This window comes from Stenotrophomonas sp. CASM101 (assembly GCF_049384845.1).
Taxonomy (GTDB): Bacteria; Pseudomonadota; Gammaproteobacteria; order Xanthomonadales; family Xanthomonadaceae; genus Stenotrophomonas; species Stenotrophomonas hibiscicola.
Genome location: NZ_JBMRFR010000003.1, coordinates 182,713 through 208,087, shown reverse-complemented (window position 1 = coordinate 208,087; position 25,375 = coordinate 182,713). Strand labels below are relative to the sequence as shown.

The 25,375-nt window shown below is 65.6% G+C and carries 21 protein-coding genes; 8 read left to right on the top strand and 13 right to left on the bottom strand.

Annotated features, from left to right (window positions below; genetic code table 11):
* Positions 1-7 precede the first annotated feature (7 nt).
* From VG543_RS07190 to VG543_RS07170, 5 genes are all read right to left on the bottom strand, one after another.
* On the bottom strand, positions 8-1,306 hold the full coding sequence (locus VG543_RS07190; protein WP_423178276.1) for a radical SAM protein: 1,299 nt from the start codon (positions 1,304-1,306) through the stop codon (positions 8-10).
* 30 nt (positions 1,307-1,336) lie between these two features.
* Entirely contained in the window at positions 1,337-1,522 is a 186-nt protein-coding gene (locus tag VG543_RS07185) for a hypothetical protein (RefSeq protein ID WP_155030253.1), read from the bottom strand.
* 170 nt (positions 1,523-1,692) lie between these two features.
* Complete coding sequence (locus VG543_RS07180) at positions 1,693-2,922, bottom strand: ABC transporter permease (RefSeq protein ID WP_155030254.1); 1,230 nt, start codon at positions 2,920-2,922, stop codon at positions 1,693-1,695.
* A gap of 75 nt (positions 2,923-2,997) precedes the next feature.
* Positions 2,998-4,296, bottom strand: coding sequence for an ABC transporter permease (locus tag VG543_RS07175; protein WP_423178279.1), 1,299 nt, complete (start codon positions 4,294-4,296; stop codon positions 2,998-3,000).
* 12 nt (positions 4,297-4,308) lie between these two features.
* Positions 4,309-5,025 carry an ABC transporter ATP-binding protein gene (locus tag VG543_RS07170; RefSeq protein WP_423178351.1) on the bottom strand — a complete coding sequence of 239 codons (717 nt, stop codon included), beginning with the start codon at positions 5,023-5,025 and terminating at the stop codon, positions 4,309-4,311.
* Between the two features lie 390 nt (positions 5,026-5,415).
* On the opposite strand from VG543_RS07170, the gene VG543_RS07165 reads away from it, so the two are divergent.
* Together VG543_RS07165 and VG543_RS07160 are read left to right on the top strand one after the other, a co-directional pair.
* Complete coding sequence (locus VG543_RS07165) at positions 5,416-6,915, top strand: YifB family Mg chelatase-like AAA ATPase (RefSeq protein WP_423178281.1); 1,500 nt, start codon at positions 5,416-5,418, stop codon at positions 6,913-6,915.
* Positions 6,916-7,078: 163 nt separating this feature from the next.
* Positions 7,079-7,744 (top strand): Abi family protein, encoded by a 666-nt coding sequence (locus VG543_RS07160; RefSeq protein ID WP_423178283.1) that lies wholly within the window; start codon positions 7,079-7,081, stop codon positions 7,742-7,744.
* Positions 7,745-7,814: 70 nt separating this feature from the next.
* On the opposite strand, the gene VG543_RS07155 is transcribed toward VG543_RS07160, so the two are convergent.
* The 3 genes from VG543_RS07155 to yidA all read right to left on the bottom strand — a co-directional run bounded on the left by VG543_RS07155 (position 7,815) and on the right by yidA (position 11,847).
* A complete protein-coding gene (locus tag VG543_RS07155) occupies positions 7,815-8,201 on the bottom strand; it encodes a hypothetical protein (RefSeq protein WP_423178285.1) in 387 nt (128 codons plus the stop codon).
* Positions 8,202-8,306: 105 nt separating this feature from the next.
* Positions 8,307-10,625, bottom strand: coding sequence for a TonB-dependent receptor (locus VG543_RS07150; RefSeq protein ID WP_423178287.1), 2,319 nt, complete (start codon positions 10,623-10,625; stop codon positions 8,307-8,309).
* Between the two features lie 388 nt (positions 10,626-11,013).
* Positions 11,014-11,847, bottom strand: coding sequence for a sugar-phosphatase (yidA, locus tag VG543_RS07145; RefSeq protein ID WP_423178289.1), 834 nt, complete (start codon positions 11,845-11,847; stop codon positions 11,014-11,016).
* A gap of 149 nt (positions 11,848-11,996) precedes the next feature.
* Here yidA and VG543_RS07140 point away from each other — a divergent pair, with 149 nt between their 5' ends.
* Positions 11,997-12,659 (top strand): exopolysaccharide biosynthesis protein, encoded by a 663-nt coding sequence (locus VG543_RS07140; protein ID WP_346473402.1) that lies wholly within the window; start codon positions 11,997-11,999, stop codon positions 12,657-12,659.
* A 131-nt stretch (positions 12,660-12,790) separates the two neighbouring features.
* Here VG543_RS07140 and VG543_RS07135 read toward each other — a convergent pair whose 3' ends face one another.
* Positions 12,791-14,101, bottom strand: coding sequence for a PQQ-dependent sugar dehydrogenase (locus VG543_RS07135; RefSeq protein ID WP_423178291.1), 1,311 nt, complete (start codon positions 14,099-14,101; stop codon positions 12,791-12,793).
* Complete coding sequence (locus VG543_RS07130) at positions 14,094-14,534, bottom strand: DUF2231 domain-containing protein (RefSeq protein ID WP_164144017.1); 441 nt, start codon at positions 14,532-14,534, stop codon at positions 14,094-14,096. Before VG543_RS07130 ends, VG543_RS07135 begins: the two co-directional genes overlap by 8 nt.
* Positions 14,535-14,843: 309 nt before the next feature.
* On the opposite strand from VG543_RS07130, the gene VG543_RS07125 reads away from it, so the two are divergent.
* Together VG543_RS07125 and VG543_RS07120 are read left to right on the top strand one after the other, a co-directional pair.
* The gene (locus VG543_RS07125; protein WP_423178293.1) at positions 14,844-16,610 is read left to right on the top strand and encodes a S8 family serine peptidase; all 1,767 of its coding nucleotides are present in this window, start codon (positions 14,844-14,846) and stop codon (positions 16,608-16,610) included.
* On the top strand, positions 16,610-17,188 hold the full coding sequence (locus tag VG543_RS07120) for a DNA breaking-rejoining protein (RefSeq protein WP_197576016.1): 579 nt from the start codon (positions 16,610-16,612) through the stop codon (positions 17,186-17,188). The genes VG543_RS07125 and VG543_RS07120 overlap by 1 nt, the downstream gene beginning before the upstream one ends.
* A gap of 163 nt (positions 17,189-17,351) precedes the next feature.
* On the opposite strand, the gene VG543_RS07115 is transcribed toward VG543_RS07120, so the two are convergent.
* Positions 17,352-18,653 carry an aminotransferase class V-fold PLP-dependent enzyme gene (locus tag VG543_RS07115; protein ID WP_423178295.1) on the bottom strand — a complete coding sequence of 434 codons (1,302 nt, stop codon included), beginning with the start codon at positions 18,651-18,653 and terminating at the stop codon, positions 17,352-17,354.
* Complete coding sequence (locus tag VG543_RS07110; protein ID WP_423178297.1) at positions 18,653-21,055, bottom strand: TonB-dependent receptor plug domain-containing protein; 2,403 nt, start codon at positions 21,053-21,055, stop codon at positions 18,653-18,655. The genes VG543_RS07115 and VG543_RS07110 overlap by 1 nt, the downstream gene beginning before the upstream one ends.
* A gap of 201 nt (positions 21,056-21,256) precedes the next feature.
* Between VG543_RS07110 and VG543_RS07105 the strand changes: the two genes are divergently transcribed.
* The 3 genes from VG543_RS07105 to VG543_RS07095 are packed head-to-tail and all read left to right on the top strand — an operon-like array spanning position 21,257 to position 23,903.
* Entirely contained in the window at positions 21,257-22,084 is an 828-nt protein-coding gene (locus VG543_RS07105) for an AraC family transcriptional regulator (protein WP_423178299.1), read from the top strand.
* 49 nt (positions 22,085-22,133) lie between these two features.
* Positions 22,134-23,177, top strand: a complete 1,044-nt coding sequence (locus tag VG543_RS07100) for an alpha/beta hydrolase family protein (RefSeq protein WP_423178352.1) — start codon at positions 22,134-22,136, stop codon at positions 23,175-23,177.
* Between the two features lie 54 nt (positions 23,178-23,231).
* Positions 23,232-23,903, top strand: coding sequence for a VOC family protein (locus tag VG543_RS07095; RefSeq protein WP_423178301.1), 672 nt, complete (start codon positions 23,232-23,234; stop codon positions 23,901-23,903).
* Between the two features lies 1 nt (position 23,904).
* Here the strand turns inward: VG543_RS07095 and VG543_RS07090 are convergent, their stop codons facing one another.
* On the bottom strand, positions 23,905-25,317 hold the full coding sequence (locus VG543_RS07090; RefSeq protein WP_423178303.1) for a TPM domain-containing protein: 1,413 nt from the start codon (positions 25,315-25,317) through the stop codon (positions 23,905-23,907).
* Positions 25,318-25,375 lie beyond the last annotated feature (58 nt).

Below are 25,375 nucleotides of genomic sequence, written 5' to 3'. Positions count from 1 at the left end.
GACAGTCCTAGGCCATCACCTGGGCGCCGACGGTCGGGTTCATGAACTGCGATGCCTTCATGGTGGGCGGTGCGGCGAGAATCCCTGCCACCTTTTCCAATCCGTCGCGGCTGACCACGATCTTGGCCAGCGTGGAGTGGATCGAGTCCAAGGTCTCGCAGAAGACCGAGTGTGAAGAAAAGCCCTGGCCGCTCTTGTAGCGATTGAACAGGTCACCGGAGCGACAGGTCCGGAACCATTCGCAATCGGTGCACTTCTGTGGTGACGAATCCACGTCCTCCACCAGGGACCTCCACATCGGGCTGGCGAAGAACTCGCTGAGGCTGGTGTTCTCGATGGTGACGTCAGATCTGCAGAACGCCTCGTCCAGCGCCATGATGTTGTCGTCCGGCCCCAGGTAGCCCTCGGCGGAAATCGTGATGACGTTGTGCCGGTTGGCGCGGCGGAAGTCCAGCCGCTGCGCGTTCTGCTCGGACATCATGGCGTTCATGATCTCGGAGATCATGTAGACGCGGATCGGCTTGGTCTGCGCCGAGTTCATCCAGTAGTCGATGATCTCGCTGAAATATCGCGTCCACTGCGCCTGCGGCGCGAGTGTTGTATCGTCGTGTCCCTGCCGCGGCAACAGGAGATTGAGGCCCGATACGCCCAGCTCTTCGGAGAAGTGCCTCAGCACCTCACGCCCATCCAGATCCGCGTTGGCTACGCACAGCACACCGGTCGGCGGAATGCGCCCCTGCGCGCTGGCGGCCTGCAGCAGGCGCAGCCCGCGCACAGTAGTGTCATAGCTGCCCCGACCGCGACGATCGGGTCGCGATGCATCGTGGACATCCTTCGGGCCGTCGATGCTGACACCCACCATCACCTGGTGCTTTGCGAACAGATCGACCCATTCATCGTCGACGAGCGTGCCGTTGGTCTGCATTCCAAGATGCAGTTCGGCGACACCATCGAGTGCTTCGCGCAGGATGGTACACAGGCGGTCGAAACGTGCCTTCGGCAGCAGCGTCGGTTCACCACCGTGCAGCCCCAGGTATATATGCTTGATGTCCAGCTCCTGTGCGCCCTTCTTGAGGAAGGCGGCAAGCACGTGGACGGTTTTCTCAGGAATCAATGGGCGACTGATTTCCGAGAGCTTGTTTTCCTGGAAGAAGTAATAGCAGTAGGGGCATGCAAGATTGCAGCGCTCGGCCAGCTTGAGAACGACGTCGATCTGATTACCGAATGAGTTACTCATGGGCAAAGACTTCCCTGTCCCGCAGGTGGCTGCGAGTTGCATTGGAATGCGATCAAAGGTGCCGGCCACAGGCCGGCACCACGTCTCAAGGCTGGAAAACTACTCCAGCACTTCCGGGTTGGCCGACAGGTGGCCCGATGCATGGGCCGAGCCATGGGCCGCGCTCACCAGTTCCAGGTGCGCATCGACCAGGTCACTCATGCCGTCCAGATCAGACACAGCCTGCGGGCTGCTTTCAATCTTGGACTTGAGACGATCAGACAGACTACGGAGCTTCAGATCCATTCAAGACTCCCTTCTTTGTACAAGTGAAGTTGAACTACGTGGATTCGCACTACACATGAACGACGCATAATCAGATGCGTCAAAGTTGTTTTCACACAACGTGTTCGTGATGTCAACCAATAGCTTTGCTCACTGCAGGAACCATTCTCTGCAGGACGTGCGTTGCGCACTCACTTGCCACGCGTTGCGACTGCTGGACTGACCTGCGATGCGCGACGAGCGGGACCGAGCACCGCCAGCTGCCCGAGAATCCACAACAGCAGCGCGCCCGCAGGCAGGAAATACCAGGGCATGCGCGACAGCTCGTAGGCCTTCATCAGTACCAGATTGAAGGCGTAGGCCAGGAGCATTCCCAGCGTGATGCCTGCGGAGGTGATGAGGAAATTCTCGGTCTGGAAATACGCAAGAATATCGACCCTACGCGCGCCAAGCGCGCGACGGATACCGATCTGGCGCGTGCGCTGCTGCACCCAGAAGCTGGCCAGGCCCACGATGCCCAGCGCCGTGACAATCAGCAGCGCCGTCACCACCACCGACAGCATGACGGCCATTGCGCGATCCTGGCGGAAGTAATCACTGCGCATCTCGCTAAGCGTGTCGCTGTTGAAGATGATGATGTTCGGATCCTCCGCCCTGAGCGCTGCGACACCCGCCTGCAGCACCCCGCCCCTAAGGGCCGGCGACACGCGCGCCACGATGTGCATGCCTGCCGTGTATTTGCGCACCGGGAGGATCATCGTGTAGGTCCCATCGGCGAATCCATTCGGCCGGATCAACTCCTCCACAACCCCGACCACCCGTGTCGGTGAGGTGCCCCAGCTGAAGATGGACTGGCCTATCGCGCTGCGGCCCGGGAAGAGCTGCTCGGCCATACTGCGGTTGATGATGACCGCTGGCACGCCCTGGTCGCCGCCGGCGTCCTCCAAGGCGCTCATGTCGCGATACTCATCGGCATTGAAGTTGCGCCCGGCGATCAGCCGCGTGCCCAGCACCTGCAGCAGTCCGCCTTCGTCAAGGTAGACGCTGGCAGTCAGGCTCTCATCCTGCTGATCGGCGCTGAGGCGAACGGTGCTGGTGCTGCTGGAACTGCTGAAAGGTACCTGGGAGGCCAGCGCAGCAGCATTGACGCCCGGTACCGCGCGCAGCGTGGCCAGGTACTGGAGTGCCAAGCTGCGGTCCTGGCTCTCCCCGCCACCTTCCAGCTGCCGGGGGTTGGCTGCCTGGATGCGGATCAGCTCGGTCTCGGCCACGCCGCTGTCGATCTGCAGGCGCTGCAGGCGCTCGTTGATCAGGAACAGCAGATTGCAGATGATCGCGCAACTCAGCGCGATCTCCAGCACGATCAATGACACGGCAATCTTGTGCCGGCGCATGGCTGAAACGATGGGTGCTACGTCCATGGTCCACTCCCGGGAACTGAATCCCGCCGGCGTGGCCAAGGCAACGGCCACGCTGGCGTTATGACGAAGGGGGCCTTATTCGGCCTTGAGTTGGGATGCCGGCTCGACTTGCATTGCGCGCCATGCGGGCAGCGCCCCCGCCAGAAGGCTGCTTGCCAGAGCGATCGCCAGGGATACCAGCAGCATCGCCATATCCAGATGTGCCAGCGCGGCGTAGCTGACCGGCTGCTGGCGAACGGCCCACAACCCCAGCCATGCCAGCAGCAGACCCAGGGCGCCACCGGCAGCACCGATCACGGCCGCCTCGACCAGACACTGGGCGAACACATCGATCCGGCTGGCGCCCAGCGCCCGGCGCAGGCTGATTTCCGAAGTGCGCCGCAGGAACTTCGCCAGCAGCAACGCGACCGTGTTCAACACGCACACTGCGAGGAAGCCAAACGCCAGCCAGACCTGCATGCGCACATCGCTTGGAACCACCTGCTTGAACTGCAGGTAGTCGCTTACGCTGCGCAGACGTACATTCACCGGGCGCGCGTAGCGACCCGTTTCGTGCTGCACCGCTGCATAGTTTTCCAGGTAGCGCATGTAATCTGATGCATCGGCCACACTTGGAAGCTCGACCCAGTACTGCAGCCACGCGCAGGGCGCGTTGAGGTCGTACATGTCGCTGTTGCTGCCCCAGCAGGTGCTGCTGCCCTGGAACTTCATGCCCAGATCGCGGGATGTGGTGAACGGCAGGAACAGCCCCTCCACCGCGCGGAACTTGCCTGTGTTGAGGTCGTAGAACTTGGGCACCGGGCGCCATGCGGACAGCACGCCAATCACGTGCAGTTCGCCGCCGGCGACACGGATGGTCCGCCCGGTGCTGTCGGCACCGCCAAACAGTGCGGCGTTGAGCTCCTCGCTGATGACGGCCACACGAGCATGGGACACGTCTTCGGCCGCCGTCCAGGTGCGCCCGTAACGCAGCGGCACCTGGAACATGGGGAAGAAGTCGGCGGTAGTGAAGCGCACATCGGTCTGCTGGGGTGCACGCCCGTCCACACCGGCATCGACCCTGGCGCCGCCGCCGGACATCATCGCCTGTCGCGCGCCCTTGGCCTGCGACAGCAGTGTCTCTGCGTCCAGGCGGGTCACCTGTTCGTCGGGTTCGCGGCCCGGCTGATAGCCCTGGAGGCTCGCCGCATCCAGCTGGACGCGGAACACCCGGTCACTCTTTCCGGGCAGTGGATCGCCAGACAGGACGTGCAGCACGGTAAGCGTGGTTGTCGAGGCGGCAATGCCCAGGCCGATCGCAAGGATCATCAGGGCCGTCAGTACCTTGTTTCTTCTCAGGCTATGCAGTGCAAGGCCTATGTAGTAACCCACCATCCACCACCATCCTTAGCCGTTGACCGATAGTTCGCAGAATTCCTGTTCAAGGTGCAGGGGCCGCAGCAGATCGGTCACCTGGCCATCGATGATGTGGACATTGCGGCGTGCGCGGGACGCCAGCTCCAGATCATGGGTCACCATCACGATGGTGGTGCCAGCGGCGTTGATCTGCTCCAGCAACGCCATTACGCCCTGGGCCATTTCCGTGTCCAGGTTGCCGGTCGGCTCATCGGCCAGCAGCAGGCGTGGACTACCGGCCAGCGCGCGCGCGATGGCCACACGCTGCTGCTGACCACCGGAAAGCTGGGTCGGGAAGTGCTTCATGCGCGAACCCAGGCCGACCTGGGTCAATGCCTGCTCGATGCGTTGGCGACGCTCGCCTGCGGGCATGCGCCGATACCTGAGTGGCACATCCACATTGTCGAAGAGGTTCAGATCCGGGATAAGGTTGAACCCCTGGAAAATGAAACCGATCTTGCGATTGCGCAATTGGCTGCGGGCGATGTCGCCCAGCCGGGAGACATCCTCGCCATCGAACCGGTATGTGCCTGAGGTGAAATCTTCGAGCAGCCCGGCAATATTGAGAAATGTACTCTTGCCAGAGCCCGATGGGCCCGTCACAGCAACGAACTCACCCTCGGCAACCTTCAGATCCATCGATCGAAGCCCGCTGGTCTGCACTTCGCCGGTACGGAAAACCTTTGAAACTCCTGTCATTTCGAGCATTCGGCGTCCTTTCGTCCAACATCGCGAAACGTGCAGCAAGCGGGCCTGAAGGTAGCACCAGCAGTCAGTCGATGTTCACCTACTTTGCAACGCGGAGCAAGGTCTTGTGATGCGCCCGACACGCCTGCGCCTCCTGCCTGACCCCATACGTCGCGAACAGCCCCCTTTCGATCGTTCGCGGAAATGTCAGCTTCATGGACCATCTGTACAGACGGAAGCGGGACCGTCCTCCTTCATCTAGGAATCTATATACAGATCTTCCGGGGCTACCTGATCGATCGACGGCCTGGCAGAGGCGGGAATATCCCTAGATATAGCTCCGGCAATACCCGATGGCGACCCACAGATCACCTGCTGCACCATCAAGCGCCCTTCAGCAGGAAACCACACATGAGCCTGGCGCTGGTCCACAGCCGTGCCCGCGCCGGGGTCGACGCCCCGCTGGTACGAGTGGAAGTGCATCTCTCTGGCGGCCTGCCTGTTACGCAGATCGTGGGCTTGGCCGAAACCAGCGTGCGCGAATCCCGCGAGCGCGTGCGTGCCGCCCTGCTCTGCGCGCGCTTCGACTTTCCGCAGCGGCGCATCACCTTGAACCTCGCGCCCGCCGACTTGCCCAAGGAAGGCGGGCGTTACGACCTGGCCATCGCGCTGGGCATTCTGGCGGCCAGCGGCCAGGTCGATCCGCAATCGCTGCTGCAGTACGAGTTCCTGGGTGAGCTTGGACTGACCGGCGAGCTGCGGCCGGTGGCCGGAGCGCTGCCGGCGGCAATTGCGGCGGCAGACGCCGGGCGCATTCTGGTGGTGCCGCCGGGGAATGCCGCAGAAGCCGCACTGGCCGAGCATGCCGACGTACGCGTAGCGCGTACGTTGCTGGAGTGCTGCGCCGGGTTGGGCAATCCGCGCCTGTTGCCACCCGTGGAACGCGTGGACACGACGCCGTTGCCGCTACCCGATCTGGCCGACGTGCGCGGGCAGGCGCATGCGCGGCGCGCGTTGGAAGTGGCGGCCGCCGGTGGGCACCATCTGTTGTTGATCGGCAGCCCTGGCTGCGGCAAGACGCTGCTGGCCTCGCGCCTACCCAGCCTGTTGCCGGATACCGAAGAAGCCGAGGCACTGCAGCTGGCCGCGATTGCCTCGGTGAGTGGCGAAGGGCTGGACCCACGGCGTTGGCGGCAGCGTCCCTTCCGGGCACCGCACCACAGTGCCAGCGCGGCCGCATTGGTAGGCGGCGGCAATCCACCCTGCCCCGGCGAAATCTCGCTGGCCCATCACGGTGTCCTTTTTCTCGATGAGCTACCCGAGTGGAACCGAAGTGCGTTGGAAACCCTGCGTGAGCCGCTGGAATCCGGCCACATCCGCATCGCCCGCGCGGCACGCAGCGTGCAGTATCCCGCACAATTCCAGCTGGTGGCGGCGATGAATCCCTGCCCCTGTGGCTGGGCCGGTGACCGCAGCAACCGCTGCCTGTGCAGCGACGAGCGTATCAACCGTTACCGTGCGCGGGTGTCTGGTCCGTTGCTGGACCGTATCGACCTGCATATCAGTGTGGCGCGCATGGACGCAGTGGAGTTGCGGGAGAGCACGCCGCTGGGGGAGCCCAGCGCTGCGGTACGTGCACGGGTGGAAGCCGCCCATGCCAAGCAGCAGGTGCGTGGCGGGCTCAATGCACATCTTACGCCGGCGGCGCTGCGGGCGTGCACGAAGCTGAGCGAGGCCGATCAGGATCTACTTGAGCAGGCGATTGAACGTCTGCAGCTTTCCGCACGGGCGATGCACCGGATTCTGCGCGTGGCGCGCACGATTGCGGATCTGGCGGGTTGCGAGGGTATCCAGACCGCGCATCTGGCTGAGGCGATTGGCTATCGGCAGTTGGATCGGGGAAATGCATGAGCCTGATTGCCGGGAGCCCTCGTCTGCACGGGAGCAGCAACAATCAAAAAAATACCCCGGCCGCGTGCCCAGAAGGACAGAGACGGTACCGGGGTGTACCTGACCACCGTACCCCACACGGCGGCACACTGCAATCGGCATCAGTGGAGGCGTCCAGGCAGCGATGAGCCATGACAGATTCGAAGAAGCCCTTTCCCTGGAGCGCTTTGGCCGCTACCTGGATTGGGCGGGGGGCGACCGTAGCCGAGCCATCGCCCTGTATGGATGCAATACCCACTTGTCTGAAAGCCTCTACGCACCACTGCAGACGTTGGAAGTGGCACTGCGAAACCGCATTCACACCGTTCTGACCCAGGCCAAGGGCGAGGCGTGGTACGGCCGAGGCGCTGGCGCCCTGAAGGTTGCTCATCAACTCGAGCAGGTCGCCAAAGCCGTCAACGAATTGGTCAGAGCGGGAAAGACGGTAACAGCAGGCGGTGTGGTCGCCAGTCTCACCTTCAGTTTCTGGACAACAATGTTCAACAAGGACTACGAGGCCCTTTGGCAGCAGATCCTTCACCGGATTGCGGACCCCAGTGCGCCCAGGGGACTGAAGAGGAGGAGCTTTTCGGGACCGCTGACTCGCATACGCGTGCTACGCAACCGCATCGCCCATCACGAACCGATCCTCGGCTGGAACCTGCGCGGGCACCACGATGAGATTCTGACGCTGATCGAATGGCTATCGCCGCCCGCCGCGACATGGTGTCGTGAGAACAACCACTTTCCTCAGGCATACCCGGAAGACGGAATCACCTTGGTATGTTCGCCCGAGTCGAATAGACGCTGACTGCGCGTGTCCTCCTGCGGCCGGGTGCGAAGAGCGGTCGACTAACAGTCGACCCCACCAAGGGCAGGCATCAGGCTGCCGAATGCAACCGTCCCCGCTTCGCCAGCAGCGCCACCCGACGGCTGACCAGCGCGTGCAGCTCCGCCAGCTCCGACGCCCGGCCAGCCGTCATGTTCCCGCCAAACAGCACCCGCGACAACGCCGCCTCGTCGCTGTCGTCCGGGTGCTGCCAACGGTCGCGATACACCTTCTGGCACACCAGCCACGCTTGAGGCAGCCCGCCGCCGGGTAGCGGGCGGACCACGCGTTCGTAGACCTGCCAGAACTGGTATTCGGCCCGCAGGTCGAATGCGGGCGCCACGGACAGCGCTTGCCGGGGCCGTACTGGGCCTCGGATGCCGAACAGCGGGGTTCGCGGGTTGTACTGAGCCATGCCGACAGGATGACCCAACAACATTGTGGGAACCTTGCGCCGCCGCCAGAAAATCCCTGTTGATTGCCCAAGGGGGGCCAGGTGGGTTTGGGGGGCCGCCAAGCGCATCCACGCATGGCGTGGATCTACTCAGAACGCCATCGAGGTACTGAACATCAGCTGCCGTGGCGCGCTGCGCTGCAGGGTCTGGTAATCCCCCGAGAACGACGAGCCGGCGATGGTGGCGGTGCCGATGTTGTGGCGGTTGAACAGGTTGCTCACGTCCAGCCGCAGCTCCAGGCCGGGCACGGCGCTGTCGGCACCGAAGCGGTAGGCGGCATAGGTGTTGACCTGCCAGAACGTCGGCACGCGGATGTCGTTCACGTAGGTGAAGGGCTGGCGCAGGTACGAGGTGCTGGTGGCCCCCAAACGCCAGTCACCGAAATGCGCCGACAGGTCGCTGACCAGCGAGATCTGCGGGTAGCCCGGCTGCGCGTTGCCCTTGATCGGGTACACCGTGTCGCCCACCACGAAATCGCTGTCGTAGTACGAACGGGCTACGGCCACGCCCTGATAGAACTGCAGGTGGTCGGTCAGGTCGGCGGTGATGCCGAGGTCGGCACCGATCACATGCATCTTCGGCATCAGCCGAACCGTGTTGATCTGCGCGAACTGGGTACCGATGGCGGCCGACAGCAGGCGGTTGCGGATGTCGTTGTAGAACACGTCGCCGGTGATCGTCAGCCGATCGAAGCGATGCGACGCGCCTACGGTGAGGTTCCAGTTCTTCTCCGGGCGCAGCGTGCCGGCCACGCGGTCGAACTCTTCCTGGTCGGTGATGGTCCATGCCGAGGCGGTGTAGCCGATGTTGCCGCGCTGGGCCACGCGGTAGCCGTTCATGGTGTTGGCCAGGTCGATGAAGGCGTCGGTGGATTCGGTCGGGCTCCAGAACAGCGAGACGTGCGGCAGGAAGTTGCTCTTCGCGCGCAGCGTGCCGTTCACCGGCCGGTCCTTGGCATCACCCAGGCCGCCACCGCGGGTGCGGAAGTCCACGGCCTTGAAGCCGACACCCAGCTTCAGCGTGTCGTTCAGCACGATGCCGTCCTGCAGGTAGAACTGGCGCGAGCGGGTCACCCAGCTCGATGCGTTGTCGGTCTTGAACGCGGGGCCGTACACGTCGAACGGGCCGGTGGCCTTCAGCGGCGGGCCCTCGCCCAGCAGTGGCTGCTGGTACCACTCGGTCTTGGCCGCGGCCTTGCTCTTCTCCTGCCAGAAACCGGCAGTGAAGGTGTGCGCGCCGGTCTCGAACTGCAGGTTGACCATGCCGCCCAGGCGGTTGAGGCGCGGCGTCTGTACCTGTTCGGAGAACGGTGCGCCGTTGGGCGACGGCACGGTGGGGTCGGTCAGCGTGGCCTGGGTGTGGCTGTTGGCGTTGTACAGCTGCACGTTGCCGCTCAGCGCCGGAGTGATCTGGAAGCGATGGTTGATCGAGGACACGCGGTCGCGGGTGATCTGGCCAGTGTCGTACGGAATCAGTTCGGACAGCTCGCCGCAGGTGTAGGCGCCGCAGGACTTGTCCGCATTCTCCGGCGAGGCCACGTACCACGCCCACGCATAATCGGGATACAAGATGTCGGCCTTCCAGCCCAGCTTGCGGATCATGTCGAAGGAGATGTTGTTGTAGCCCCAGACCTTGGCCTTGCTGTCGGACAGGAACACGGTGACATCGCCCCAGGCGACGTCCTGCTGCAGCTTCAGGTCGCCGCGCAGGAAGTTCTGCGTGCCCTCGCCCTGGTACTTGTCGGCGGACACGCGCTGCAGGTCGACCAGCACTGTCGGGCCCTGCTCGCCGAGCTGGCCAGTCTGGCCGGATACGGTGGTGACCACCGTGCTGTTGCTGCCCACGCCCTGCTTCACGCGCAGGCTGGGCGTGTCCTGCAGGTCGCGCAGGCGGTACTCCAGGCTGCCGCCGTTGACGCTGCTGGAGAACACGCTGACCGGCGCACCACCGGGGCTGACCGTGATCGCGCCGATACCATCGGGCACGCCCACATTCACCACGCTGGTGCCGGTGAGCGAGAGGAAGCCGTTGTCGTTCAGCGGCACGCCCTCGAAGGTGATGCCCATTTCATTCATGCGGAAGCCGCGCACGAACAGGCTGGTGGCCGAGATATCCAGGCCCAGCCCATCGGTGGCGGTGTAGCTGGCGCCCGGCACCTGCTTGAGCATGGCCAGGCCGTTGCTGCCGGTGACCATCGCGTCGAGGTCTTCGGCCTTGATGATGTAGCGGTTGGGACCGACCACCTGGGTCGGTGCCACGGCCGCACCGCGCGGTGTGGCGATGACCTGCAGGGCATTGAGCGTGGTGGGCGTGTCGTGCGCGGCATCGTGCGTTTCTGCGGCGTACGCAGGGGCTGTGATGGCCGCGATGATCGCCAAGGCAAGGCGTGTCGTGGGTGGGGTGTTCATGGCAGCAGATCCAGGGTGTAGGGGGAAAGCGGCGCAGGCGCACGCCCAGCGCGTTGCAGCGCCGGTGTCGGCGCCCTGGCTGGCAGTGCGATCGCGTTGAGGGGGTAAAAGCGCGGCGCGCGTCGGTCAGCAGATGAAGACGATCATCTGCCGTGGGATTCGATGGCGTGATTTCGACGTGCGAAATTCTTGCATCGCGCTGCCGCATCCGCTATTGCGCGGTGGTACAGAGCCGATGGCGATGGGGATGGGTGGGCTATACGTGGGTATAGCCCCGCCGTGGTAGAGGCCGACCTCGGTTGGCGCTTGCCGTTTGTGTGTGCCAACCAAGGTTGGCACCTACCTGGGCGGATGAGGTTGGCAGCTACCTGGACAGCTGACCGCGCGGTTACTGCAGGACGAAGCGCTCGATCGCCCGCGCCACACCATCATCGGCGTTGCTGGTGGTTTCAAACCGCGCCACCGCCTTCACAGCATCAATGGCATTGCCCATCGCCACGCTGGTACCGGCGTACTGCAGCATGGTCAGGTCGTTCTCCTGGTCGCCGATGGCCATCACGTGGGCACGGTCGATGCCCAGGTGCTCGGCCAGCTTCTGCAGGCTCGGGCCCTTCCCGGCGCGGCGGTCGAACACTTCCAGGAAGAACGGCGCGCTCTTCAGCACCGCGAAGCGCTCGGTCAGTTCGCTGGGCAGGCGCGCGATGGCGGCATCCAGCACCTCAGGTTCGTCGATCATCATCAGCTTGATGAAGGACATCGACGGGTCCATGTCTTCCACGCGGCGATACGACAGCGGCATCCGCGAAAGATGCGAGTCGGCCACGGTGTAGTAGCTGATGTCCTGGTTGGGCGTGTACATGCGCCGGCTGTCCAGCGCCTGGAAGTGCACGCCCAGGCCGCGGGCCGCCTGCTCGCAGAACAGGAAGTCGTCGAAGCTGAGCGGATATTCGACCACGGTTTCGCGCGTGCCGATGCGCTGCACCAGGCCGCCATTGCAGGCGATGCAGTAGTCGTCGTTGCCGGTGATGCCCAGCTCGTGCAGGTACGGCGCCAGGCCCGGAACCGGGCGGCCACTGGTCAGCACGATGTGCACGCCCAGCGCCCGCGCCTGCGCGATGGCCTTCCTAGCGCGGGAGGTGAGCTGGTGCGACGGGTCCAGCAGCGTGCCATCCATGTCGATGGCGACCAGTTCGATGGTCGATTGCCGGCGGCCCATGTCCATTGCGTTCAACTCGTGCGGGGCACGCCAGTTTACCCCCTCATGCCCGGTTCACCTCTTTGCCCACGTTGGCCGGGATACTGCGGGAGCCTGTGCGTCCCCCACCGCAGGACGGCCCATTGACCGCCCTTCCCTGGAGAACCTTGCGACGCATGACCTACCGTGCCCCCGAAACCAATGACAGCGCGCCCCTGGCCCAGCAGATCGAGCAGATGATCAACGAGCTGCCCGGCGACCAGGTGAGCGTCGGCACCCTGCTCAGCGCGCTGGGCGATGAGGGCCTGCTGCTGATCGTGATCCTGCTCTCGGCCATCTTCATCATCCCGGTGTCGATTCCAGGGCTGAGCACCGTCTTTGGCGCCTCGATCCTGCTGATCGGCCTGAGCCGTGTGCGCGACCGCCCGCTGTGGGTGCCACAGAAGCTGGCCCGCCGCGAGATCGCCACCGACAAGCTAAAGGCCAACCTGGGCCGTGCGCTGAAGTGGGTGCACCGCATGGAGCGGCTGTCGCGGCCGATGCGGCTGGCGGTGATGGTGCGCTCGAAGAAGATGATGCGCCTCAACAACCTGATGCTGGTGTTCGCGACCCTGCTGCTGATGGCGCCGGCCGGGCCGATTCCTTTCAGCAACACGCTGCCGGCACTGGCGCTGATGTCGTTTGCGATTGGCTTCATCCAGCGCGATGGCGCGGCGGTGGCGGCCGGTTATGGTTTCGTAGTGGCAACGGTGGTGTATTTCGGCGTGCTGCTGGGCGGCGTGGGGTTTGCCGCCGAGTCGGTGTTCAGCGGGTTCCGCAGCAGTACCGCCGAACTGTAGAGCCGAGCCCACGCTCGGCTGCTGTTCGCTCGGTGCACGGAAACCCGCGCGCTGCGCGCGTAAGCCGAGCATGGGCTCGGCTCTACAAAGGCCGGATCCACAGCAGTCGAGCGTGGCTCGACACTACACAGCTATTTCGCCGACACCCGCCACACCACGTCGCCCACGTCGTCGGCCACAAGCAGCGCGCCTTCGGCGTCCATCGCCATGCCCACCGGCGCACCCATCAGCGTCTTCTCGTCCTTCGAGGTGAAGCCGCTGACCACGGTCTGCGGCCGCCCGGTCGGCTTGCCATCCTTGAATGGTACGTACACCACTTCGTAGCCGCTCAGCGGTGAACGGTCCCAGCTGCCGTGTTCGCCGATGAAGGCACCGCCGTGGTACTGCGCCGGCAGTGCCTGGCCGGTGTAGAACAGCAACCCCAGCGGCGCCACGTGCGAGCCGATCGCGTAGTCCGGTGTGATCGCCTTGGCCACCAGGTCCGGCCGCTGCGGCTGCACGCGTTCGTCCACGTGCTGGCCGTAGTAGCTGTAGGGCCAGCCGTAGAAGCCATCCTCCTTCACCGAGGTGAGGTAATCCGGCACCAGGTCGGCACCGATCTCGTCGCGTTCGTTTGCTACCGCCCACAGCTTCCCGGTGCTCGGCTCCCAGTCCAGGCCGGTCGGGTTGCGGATGCCCGAGGCGAAGATGCGGCTGCCACGGGTGGCCACGTCCACTTCCAGCACCACCGCACGGCGGTATTCGACGGCCAGGCCGTTCTCGGTGATGTTGCTGTTGGAGCCCACGCCCACATACAGCTTGCGGCCATCACGGCTGGCCAGCAGTTCCTTGGTCCAGTGGTGGTTGATGGTGCTGGGCAGGTCGGTGAACTCGCGGCCCTTGTCCGACATGCGGGTTTCGCCGGGCACGTAGTGGTACTGCATGATGTTGCCGGTGTTGGCCACGTACAGCGTGTCGCCGATCAGCTGGATGCCGAACGGCGAATGCAGGCCCTCGATGTAGACATGCTGGGTCCAGGTGTTCGTTCCCGGCGTGCGGCGCAGCAGGGTGACGCGGTTGCCGCCCTTGCCGGCCTTGCCCGAGCGCGCTTTGACCTTGCCGGCAATCCACTGCTTGGGCGTGGTGACCGGTTCTTCGCCGGGGCCGTTGCCTTCCACCACCAGTACATCGCCATTGGGCAGGGTCAGCAGGCGCCGCGGATGCTGCAGGTTGGCGGCGATGCGCTCGATCTTCAGGCCCTCGGCCACCGTGGGGGTCTGTCCATCAGCCCAGCCCACGCCCTTGGGCACCTGCATCGGCGGCATCAGGAAGTTGGCCGGCTTGGGCAGTGGCGGCTGCGGTCCCGACTGGTCGGCCGGATGGTACTCGGCCTTGCCGGCGCAGGCCGACAGGGTGGCGGCCACTGCCAAGGCGGCCACGGTGTGCAGGATGTGCTTAGCCATGACGACCTCCCTGCAGCACTGGCGGCTGCAGCGACAGCAGGATCAGGCCCAGCGCGATCAGGGCCACGGTCAGCGCCGACAGAATCGTGCCCGGCACTGCAACGGCATACGCATCGCGGCTGTGCACGAAGGCGTTCCAGATGGCCAGCACCACCGCGACCAGGTTGAGCAAGAAGTCGATGCGGTCGATGCGGGTGGCGTTGCCGTTGCGGCGCCAGACCGCGAACAGGTTGATCAGGCGCGGCACGATGGCGATCAGCAGGCCGAAGGTGATCAGCCAGGCGGCGGCCTTGCCCCACATCACCTCGGCGCTGTTGAGGTAGATCGCGTCGAAGATCAGTGCGCCGACGAAGAAGCCGAAGGGTATCGGGTTCAACAGGCTGAACAGTGTGGTGCCGAGGCCGCGATGGGCCTGGGCGAGCGGATTGACCATCATCGTGCTCCGTGCGGAAGGGTGCACGGGCTGTAGTAGCACAGCGCGATGTGAGGGCGCGCGATGACACATGGTAGATCCACGCCATGCGTGGATATGCGGGCCAACCAAGGTTGGCGTCCACCAGATGCGGAGCTGGGCAGTCGTCATTACCCCGCGGCATAAGCGTTTGTGACGCAATCGGCACATCTGCAGATTGGGTGTGTGAAGAGGTAGGGGGTTCTACGTTGTGTCGCGTTTGGCTCGTTGCGATGGGGCAGTTCCGCCCCGCCGTCCTGCCATGCCGATTCACAACAGAAGGATTCGTGTATGAAGCGACACACGCATCGCTCCGCGCCACCGCGCTCTGCGCGCCTGGCCCTTGCCACTGCCCTGGTGCTGGGCAGCCTGGCCGCCACCGCGCAGGCCCAACAGGCCGACCCGCTGGCGGGTCTCCAGTGGCACCTGCTCAACACCGGGCAGACCGTCCCGGCCGACACCCGGCCGGTGGCCGGCAACGACCTGAACGTCGATGGCCTGTTCCGCAACGGCATCCGCGGCCAGGGCGTCACCATCGCCATCGTTGACGATGGCCTGCAGATCGCGCACCCGGACCTGGCCGCCAACGTGGCCGCGGTGGCCGGCAAGAACTTCACCAACGGCTCGAACAACCCCACCCCGACCAACCCGGATGTCGACAACCACGGCACCATGGTCGGCGGCATTGCGGGCGCGGTGGGCGCCAACAACCTGGGCGTGCGCGGTGTGGCTCCGGCGGCGACGCTGAAGGGCTTCAACCCGATTTCGCGCTCAGCCCTGGGCAACCAGCAGAGCAACATCGAGTACGCCTGGTGGGACGGCGCGGAATCGGCCGACGTGCAGGTCTTCAACAACAGCTGGGGCGCCGGCCCGGGCAATCCGAACCTGCCGCTGGCGTACAGCGAAAACACGATTCGTTCGTATGAGCAGGCCCTGTCGGGCACGCGCGGTGGCCGCGGCGGCATCTACGTGAAGTCGGCCGGCAACAACTTCAACAATGCCTCGATCAGCCAGACCCAGGATGTCTGCACCACCGACACCAAGAACCGCAACACCGGCTGCGTGCCGGCTGGCCGTGATCCGCGCAACAACCTGTTCAACGTGATCACCGTAGGCGCGGTGCGTGCCGATGGCGTGCGCTCGTCCTACTCCTCCACCGGCTCGGCGCTGTGGGTCTCGGCCTTTGGCGGTGAGTACGGCCTGCAGGCGCAGTACGCGCCCGGCCTGGTGGCACGCGCCTACGACCCGGCCATCGTCACCACCGACGTGACCGGGTGCGCGCAGGGCAGCAACAAGAACACCAACCGCCAGAACACCCTGGACAGCAACCTGTCGGCCATCGACAGCACCTGCAACTACACCGCCAAGATGAACGGCACGTCGGCGTCGGCGCCGATGGTCTCGGGCGTGGCGGCGCTGGTGCTGGAAGCCAATCCGAACCTGTCCTATCGCGATGTGAAGTACATCCTGGCTACCACCGCCACCCGCAACCACCCGAACCAGCCGGCGGTGACGCTGGCCGACGGCCGCACGCTGGTGCCGGGCTGGACGGTGAATGCTGCCGGCCGTGCCTACAGCAACTGGTATGGCTTCGGCGTGGTCAACGCTGCACGCGCGGTGCAGGTGGCCGAGAACTTCCAGTCGCTCGGTGCGCTGGTCGACAGCGGCTGGCGCAACACCACGCGTACCGTGGCCATCGGCAACACCTCGGCCGCCGCCGCACGCCTGACCTTCCAGCTGGCCAACGGCGCGCGCAACATCGAGAGCGTGCAGCTGGGCTTCCGGGTCAACCACCGCAACACGCGCCAGCTGCAGTTCGTGCTGGTGTCGCCCAGCGGCACCCGCAGCGTGGTGCAGCCGGCGTTCACCGCGATCGGTTCGGGCACGGGTGGCGCGCAGAGCAACTTCACCAGCTGGGACCTGCTGTCCAGCAATGCCTTCCTGGATGAGAACGCCACAGGCACCTGGACGCTGGAAGTGACCGACATGGGGCAGGCCGCGACCGCTGCATCGCGTGGCAACCTCGAATTCTTCAAGATCCGCGTTCTGGGGCACTGATGATGAAGACGACCATTCTGTTGAGCACGCTCACCTTCGCGGTGATGACCTCCCCTGCCTGGGCACAGAGCTCGGGGCAGACCCCTCCGGCCAGGACCCTGTCGACCGTGGATGCGCAGGAACTGAAGGCATCCGCTACCGGCCGCACATTCGACGTGGGCGGCACACGTTTCCAGCTGTCGCCCTCGGCAACGGTAAAGCAGGCCAGCGGCGGCCAGTTCACGATCACCCCGCAGGCGGCGGCGACCACCAGCGCGCGTACCAAGCGTTCGCTGGATGGCGCCACCGCCGCGCCTGCTGATGCCGGTGCCGGCAAGTTCGCGGCGGCGGTGTCCCGTGACGGCGCGCCGGTGGTGGCGACCTCGCGGGTCAAGGTGTTCTTCACCGATGCAGCCTCGGCCCAGCGCGCAGCCGCCGCCACTGGCGGTACCGTGGTGAAGGTCTCCAAGGCTTCAGGGCAGGCCATCGTGGAGTACCCGTCGGTGAACGCGGCGCTGGATGCGACCACCAGGCTGCTGTCCATCGCCGGTATCCGCGCGACCGAGCCGGACGTGGTGCAGTGGGAAGAAACCAAGTAAGGCGTTGAGTGGTGCCCCTGGCCGGTTGGCTCTCCTGGCCGGCCGGGGGTGGTGTGCCGAGCGGTAGCCCCCACCCGATCGGTAGTGCCGGCCGCTGGCCGGCAGCTGCTCGTGGGCGACGATCATGAGGTTGCCGGCCAGCGGCCGGCACTACCGTTCATGATCAGGCCAAGGCGGAGAGCGCCGTCACCAACGCATCCATCTGCTCGGGCCGGGTGAACACCGACGGCGTCACCCGCACGCAGGCGCCGGAGTCCAACCCGTCGCGATGGGTGGTGAATATCCGATGTTCATCAAGCAGGCGCTTCTGCAGGGCGATGTTGTCTGCCACGCTGGTGCGCCCGTGCAGGCGGAAACTGGCCAATGCACTCGCCAACGCCGGGTCCGGTGAAGACAGCACTTCGATATGCGCCATCTGCCGCGCAGGCACCGTCCAGCGCTCGCGCAGGTAGCGCAGGCGCGCCTGCTTGTTGGCCGCGCCGATACGCTGGTGCAGCGCGATCGCTTCTGGCAGCGCCAGGTAAGCGGCGAAGTTGACCGTGCCGGTGTGCACACGGCTGCCCACGCGGCCATCGTCGGTCTCGCCCATGTACGGGTCGAGGTCCGCAACGCGGCCCTTGCGCACATACATCGCGCCGACGCCGACCGGCGCACCGATCCACTTGTGCAGGTTGATGCCAACGAAATCGGCCTTGAGCTGCGGCACCGCGTAGTCGATCTGGCCGAACCCATGCGCCGCATCGACGATCACGTCGATATCGCGTGCGCGTGCGCGCTCGGCGATTTCGGCCACCGGCAGCACCAGCCCATGGCGATGGCTGACCTGGGTCAGCAGCACCAGCTTCAGGCGTGGCAGCCGCGCGAACGTGGCCTCGTAGGCCTGCAGGATCTGCGCATGGTCGGGCACTGCCGGCAGCGCGATGCTCTCGGCCTGCACGCCGCGGCGCTGCTGCAGCCAGCGCATCGCGCCGATCATGCTGTCGTAGTCGATATCGGCGTACAGCACCTGGTCGCCGGGCTGCAGGCGGTTGTAGCCGCCGATCAGCGCCAGCATCGCCTCGGTGGCACCGCGGGTCAGTGCGATCTCGTCGGCGCCCACGCCCAGCAGTTCGGCCACCTGCCGCTGCACCGCCATGTACTGCGCCGGGAACTCACGGCGGCCATACCAGGCGTTGCCACGGTTCACTTCAGCGGTATGGCGCTGGTAACTGGCCAGCGTCTCGCGGCCCATCGCGCCCCAGTAGCCATTCTCCAGATGGTTCACTTCGTCGGTGATGTCGAAGTGGCTGGCCACGGCGGCCCAGTAGCTCTCATCGCGGGCCAGCACGTCCGGCGCTACGGTCGTTGCGGGAATCTGCATGGGCGCAGCGTAACCCGCGGCAGCCATGGCGGGCAGTGAAGACAGCGCAGCTGCGGCCGGCAGCAAGGCGCCGGCACGCAACAGGGAGCGGCGGGCCGGGTCCATCAGAAGCTCAGCCGGTACTGCGCGTACAGATTGGCACCGTCGGTGTCGTACGGCGCGTTGCGCGAGTAGACCAGGCCGCGGCTGGCCTGGAACGTGGCTTCGTCCGGGTAGCGGTCGAAGACATTGTCGGCACCCACGCGCAGGCTGTGATGTTCGTTGATGCGATAGCCGACAGCCAGGTCGAGGAAGCTCATCGCCCCGAAGCGCTGATAAATATCGCCCACTGCATTGCCGCTGGAATCGGTCCAGGCACCGTAGTAGCGCATGCGTCCCATCAGCGACCAGGCGCCGATGTCCCAGCTGCCGGTCAGGCTGCCCTTGTGCTCGGGCAGGCGGTCTTCGAACAGCACGCGCTGGGTTTCGTTGGTCGCCACCGAGGTGCTGCCATTGTCCACGCGGGTGCGGTTGTAGTTGTAGGCCAGGGTCAACGTCATGCGACCGGCGCCGAGATCACGCAGGTAGTTGCCGACCACGTCCACGCCGGTGGTGGTGGTATCGAAGTCGTTGGTGAAATAGTTCACCGAGGTATAGCCCAGCGGATTGGGCGTACCGGCCGGAATGGCGAAACTGGCCGACTGGCTGAAGCGGTCGCTGAGCTTGATCTGGTAGACATCCACCGAACCGGACAGGCCCAGGTCGGTGCGCCAGGTCAGGCCCAGCGAGGCGGTGCGCGATTCTTCGGGCTTCAACGGCTTGGCCCCAAGCAGCTGCGCCAGCGGATCGTTCGGCGACAGGCGGCCACTGGTGAAGATCTGCAGCGTGCGCGTGTCCAGGCCCTGGCTGGTGCTGGTGGTGTTGAGCTGCGCCGGCGTCGGTGCGCGGAAGCCGGTCGACACGGTGCCGCGCAGGGCTACATCCGGCGTGATCGCGAAGCGCGCCGAGAGCTTGCCGTCCAGCGTGCTGCCGAAGCTGGAGAAGTCCTCGTAGCGGCTGGCCGCGCCGATGCTCCAGCGCTCGCCCAGCGGCACCTCCATGTCCACGTAGGCAGCCTTGCTGCGCTGGCTCCACTGCCCGGCCTGGCTGGCCGAGAAGCCCGGCGCGCCATTGGAATTGGCCTCCAGGCCCGCGGCCGCGCCCGGGCCCACCGCGTACGAGGCCGGATCACCGGCGCGCACCTGGTAGGTCTCCTGGCGGAACTCGCCACCGAAGGCGACGTTGATCGGCTTGGGCAGCGCGGCCACGTCCCACTCGTAGTTGAAGTCGGCGTTGGCGTTCTTCTCGGTCTGGGTCAGGCGGCCGAGATCGAACGCGGTCGGGCTGGCCGGGCCGAGCGAGGCATTGATCGAATTCTTCAGGCTGTAGTCGATGGCGTTGCGGCCATACGAGGCGCTGACATCCCAGCGCAACTTGGGCGTGATCTCGCCGCGCAGGCCGCCGACCAGCTGCAGGTCGTTCTGGACGTTGCCGTACTGCGGGCTGAAGCCGACCGGATACAGCGAGCGCAGGTTCCAGCCCGGGAAGATGGCGGTGGTGCGATACGCGCCAGTGGTGGTATCCGGGTTGCGCCAATTGAAATCGCTGACACCGTCGCTGTGGCTGTACAGGCCGAAGGCATAGAGCTCCAGCGTCTCGCTGGCATTGGCCTTCACGTTGAAGCCGACGCGGCGGCTTTCCAGTTCCGGCTGGCCCCAGCGCTGCACCGGGTTGGGCACCTCCAGCTCCGGATGTACAGCCTGGAAGGCGATCGCATCCGGGCGCTGGCGGGTACGCGAGGTGGCGTCTGAATTGGACGACTCGGCGAACAGCACCAGGCTGCCATAGTCGCCCAGCGACCAGCCGGTGCGCGCACTGAAGTCGCGCGAGGCACCGTCGCCCTGCGCGTACTGCGAATAGCCGGCGGTGATCCCGGTGCCGGGGCCGTCCTCAAGAATGATGTTGATGACACCGGCGATGGCGTCCGAGCCGTACTGCGCCGATGCGCCGTCGCGCAGCACTTCGATGCGCTTGATCGCGCTGGTCGGAATCTGTGCAAGGTCGGCCGCCTGTGCACCACGGTTGCCGAGCAGCGCGCTGCGGTGGAAGCGACGCCCGTTGACCAGCACCAGGGTCTGGTCCGGCGACAGGCCACGCAGCGTAGCCGGACGCACGAACACCTGGCCGTCCGCCATCGGCAGGCGCTGCACCACGAATGATGGCACCAGCTGGGCAAGCACGTCCTTGAGATCGGTGGATTCAACGGAGCTGATGTCTTCCTTGCTGAACACGTCCACCGGCGCCAGTGTTTCGAACTGGGTTCGGTTGGACGCGCGGGTACCGGTGACCAGCATTGCATCAAGCTGGGTGGGCGCGGCGCGGCTGCCGCCTGCGGCATCGACCGCATCGGCCTCCGCTGCGATCGCGCCTCCTGCGCTGGCCATGGAAAGGGCGAGGAGGATGGAACGCGAAAGCTTCGAACGATGCACGGCAGGACTCCGGGAGGACGCGACAGGGCCAGCACCTGCAGGGATATCCCAGGCCTGGACAAGGCGCGCAGTCTCGGCGCGATCTGTGAAGGAGGCATGACGTCAGTGCGACAGCTTGAGTCCGCGCAGGCGCAAGAACTGCTAAACGCCACGCCTGCCGATCCGCTACTGTGTCCAGCATCGGATTCATGGAACGACAGGATGAGTGCGGCAGGCAAGGCGGTGTGGTACATCGAAACCCATGCGGAGCAGCCGCTGGCCTTGGCCGATATCGCCACTGCGGTGGGACTGTCGCCATTCCATCTGTCGCGCCTGTTCCAGGCCCGCACCGGCACTTCGGTGGTCCGTTACCTGCGTGGGCGCCGCTTGACAACGGCCGCGCAGCGGCTGGCCAACGGCGCATGCGACATCCTGCAGGTGGCGATTGGCGCGGGCTACACCACTCATGCCGCGTTTACCCGTGCCTTCAGCGAACAGTTCGGGCAGACACCGGAACGGGTACGCCAACAGGGCACCGATGGGCTGGCGCTGGTGCAGGCGATCCGCGTGGACGAGGCGCCGGCTGCCTGCGCTGAGGCGCCACAGCTGCTCGACACCCCGGCCTTCCAGCTGGCCGGCATCGGCATGCGCCATACCCGCAACAGCGGCGGTGCCATTCCCGGGCAGTGGGCCCAGCTCAACCGGGAATGGCCGGCGCCGGCCCCGGTCAGTTTTGGGGTGTGCTGCAACAACGACGACGACGGCGGCTTCGACTATATCGCCGCGCTGCCGATTGGTTCACTTGGCCCTGTACCCGCGCACTGGCAGCGCGTGGATGTGCCCGCACGACGCTACTTGGTGGCCTGGCACGGCGGGCACATCTCGGCCATCCGCTCGACCTGGTTCTGGTTGCTGGATCACTACCTGCCCAGCGCCGGCCTCAGCCTGGCCGACGCGCCGGACCTGGAGCGCTACGACGCCCGGTTCAACGAGCACACTGGCAACGGCGGCGTGGAGATCTGGCTGCCGGTAGACGAAGGCCCCTGCTGACATGGAGCTGAAGATGCGCGTGAACATCACAATTGTCGGGCTGCTGCTGATGGCAGCGGCGCTCTCCGCCCACGCAGGCGACACCTGGAAAGCCGGCGAGCGCCATGGCACCACGACGGTGGCCAGTGCCGCCGTGCGCGATGCGCAGCACCGCAACACCCTGCGCTACACGGTGTGGTATCCGGCACCGGCCGATAGCAGCGAAGTCGAGGTGACCATCGGGCCGCCTGGCACGCCCCTGTTCGATGTTGGTCGCTCGGCGATGGATGCGCCGCCCGCAGGCGCTCGCCTGCCGACACTGCTGCTGTCGCATGGCAACGGCGGCAGCGCGCGCATGATGGGCTGGCTGGGCACCGCGCTGGCACGGAAAGGTTATCTGGTGATCGCGGTCGATCATCCCGGCAACAATGGTGCCGACCAGATGACCCTCCATGGCAGCATGTTGACCTGGCTGCGCGCGGATGATCTGCGCGCGGCACTGGCGGCCGTGCAGGCCGATCCAGTGCTGGGCCCGCACGTCGATCCTGAACGCCTGGGTGTTGCCGGTTTCTCGGCCGGTGGCTACACCGCGCTGTTGTCGGCTGGGGCGCAACCGGACCTGCAGCGACTGCTGGCGTTCTGCACGGCGCATCCGGATGACGGCGTCTGCCGGCCTCAACAGGAAGCGGCAACGCACACGATGGAGGCGCGTGTTGCCGCTGCGGCGTCGGCCGAGCTGTCGCCGTGGATGTCCCACGCCAACGACGCACGCGCCATTCCCGGCGTGCGCGCGGTGTTCCTGATGGCACCGGCGATCATCCAGGCCTTCGCGCCCGAGCAGCTGTCCTCGTTGCGGCTGCCCGTGTCGATTGTGCTTGGCGAGGCTGACACGGTTGCGCCGCCACAGACCAATGGCGCGGCCGCGCGTGCAGTGATTGCGGGCGCTGCACTGCAGCTGCTGCCAGGTGTCGGCCATTACGATTTCCTCGCCGCATGCACCCCGACCGGGCAGCAGCGGCTGCAGGACCTCTGCAGCACGTCAGTGCCAAAGGCAAAGACCCACGCGCAGACAGTGGACGCAGCAGTACGGTTCTTCGACCATTCACTGCGCTAGTGGCCGCCGGGCGTGGCCCGGCGCTACAGTGGGCGCGTCCACGGAGAATCGATCATGCGCCTGCTGCACCTCACCCTGCCGGTATCCGACGTCGCTTCCGTGGCCGCGTATTTCCATGATGTGCTGCAGCAGCGCGTGGTCGGCAACCATGTGCACATCGGCTGGAGCACCATCGAACTGCAGCCGGCGGGTGATTACCCCGTCGGTGGCGTGCACCTGGCCTTCAACGTACCGGACAACCGCTTCGGCGAGGCGATGGCCTGGTTGCGCGAACGGGCCCCGCTGCAACGTAATCCTGAGGGCCTGGATTACTTTGCGCTGGAGAGCAGCTGGCAGTCGCAGTCGGTGTACTTCACCGGTCCTGATGGCCTGATCCTCGAGTTGATCGGCCGGCGCCGTCTGCCAGTCAGCACGCGCGCAGGCGCCTTCTATGGCAGCGAGCTGACCTGCCTGAGCGAGGTTGGCCTACCCAGCCACGATGTCGATGCGGTGCGCGAACAGTCCAACCAGCGCTTCGGCCTGCAGCCGATCAGCCCGCCGTCGCCGCAGTTCGCGCCGATGGGCGACGACGAAGGCCTGCTGATCGTGGTTGCTGCGGACCGGCGCTGGTTCCCCGAGCAGAAAGACCTGCCCGGTGCCCAGGGCGTGCAGCTGCAGGTGGGTGATGTGAACGGTAGCGGCGAACTGCGCGATGCCGCGCTGGGCTGGCGGGTGTGGGCGGCCTGAGCTACCAGCTGCCCGAAGCGCCGCCGCCGCCGCTGCGACCACCACCACCGGACCAGCCGCCGGAACTGCTCGAGGACGAACTCGACGACGAGGTGCTGGACGAGGAACGGTAGCCTTGGGACGACCTTCGTCCGCTGCGTGCTTTTTCGCCGGGCAGCAGGGTGAACAGCCAGATGAAGTACAGGAACAGCGTGCCTACGCTGGACACGATCATCGCCAACACGCGTGCGTTCTCGTCGCTGGCCCGGTCGATGGCCAGCAGCGCGCCCAGCGCATAGGCGCCGGTCAACAGCACCAGTACCACCAGCCGCACGGCGAAGCTGTTGCGGTTCTTGCGCCAGCGCGCGCGGCCGGCCTGCACCAGGAAGAACACCAGCATGGCGGCAAGGGCGACCGCCAGGTTCAGCAACGTGTGCAGGGCAAGGCTGGGCGGCAACTGGCCACGGACCAGCATCACCGCGAAGAAACCGATACTGACGGCCAACATGCCGCACAGCACGATGCGCACACCACGGCTGCGACGCCAGCACCACCCCAGCAGCGCCGCCACCGGTACAGCAGGTAACAGCACAAAGAACAGCGCAGGCAGCACATGCCGCGGCAGCAGCAGCGTCGCCGAAACCAACCCAGCGGCCATCACTGCCGTTACCAGCAGCGGTCTACCCCAGGCAGGCAATGTCGGCCAATTCGGCCTGGGCATTGCCGCATTGGCTGCCAATGCCTTGCGCCGCCGCTCACGGCGTTTAAAGCTGAACTCGGCCTCGGTCCTGGTGGCCAGCAGGCGCGGCGGTGATCGCCACAGACCGGCCAGGAACCCCACCAGCAACGTCAGGGCAACGACCGAATCCCCTGTGCGCCAATCCGCTGGCAACAGGTTGCGTGCGGATGAATCTTCCTGGGGCGGCAGCGGATCGCCATCGATCAACGCCACCAGCACCTTGCTGCCGTCCAGCAGGCCCTGGTCCAGGTCTCCCTCACGCAGGCGCGGCACGATCGCCTTGTCGATGATGCGCGCGGCATAGGCATCGGGAATGGTGCCTTCCAGGCCATAGCCGGTCTGGATGCGTACGCGCCTGTCCTGCACTGCCACCAGCAGCAACACCCCGTCATCGACACCGGCGCGGCCCAGCTGCCACTGTTCGAAGACGCGCTGTGCATAGGCTTCGATGCCGTCATCGCCAACACTGGGCACCACCAGCACCTGCAGTTGCGCGCCTTTGCGTGCCTGCAGCTGCAATGCCTGCTCGCGCAGCGTGGCGCGGGTGCTGGCGGACAGCGCGTTGGCGGTGTCCACCACCGGGTCATCCAGTGCCGGGATCGCGGCCGCCGCCAGCACTGGCAGCGGCAACAGGCAGAGCAGCAGTGCCAGCCCTACCCGCTGCCATGCGTTGCGCCACCGCAGCACCCGGCTCATGTGGACGCCATGCTTTGCAATGGCGGCGTGCTGTGCATCATGCGAAACGGCATCCGTG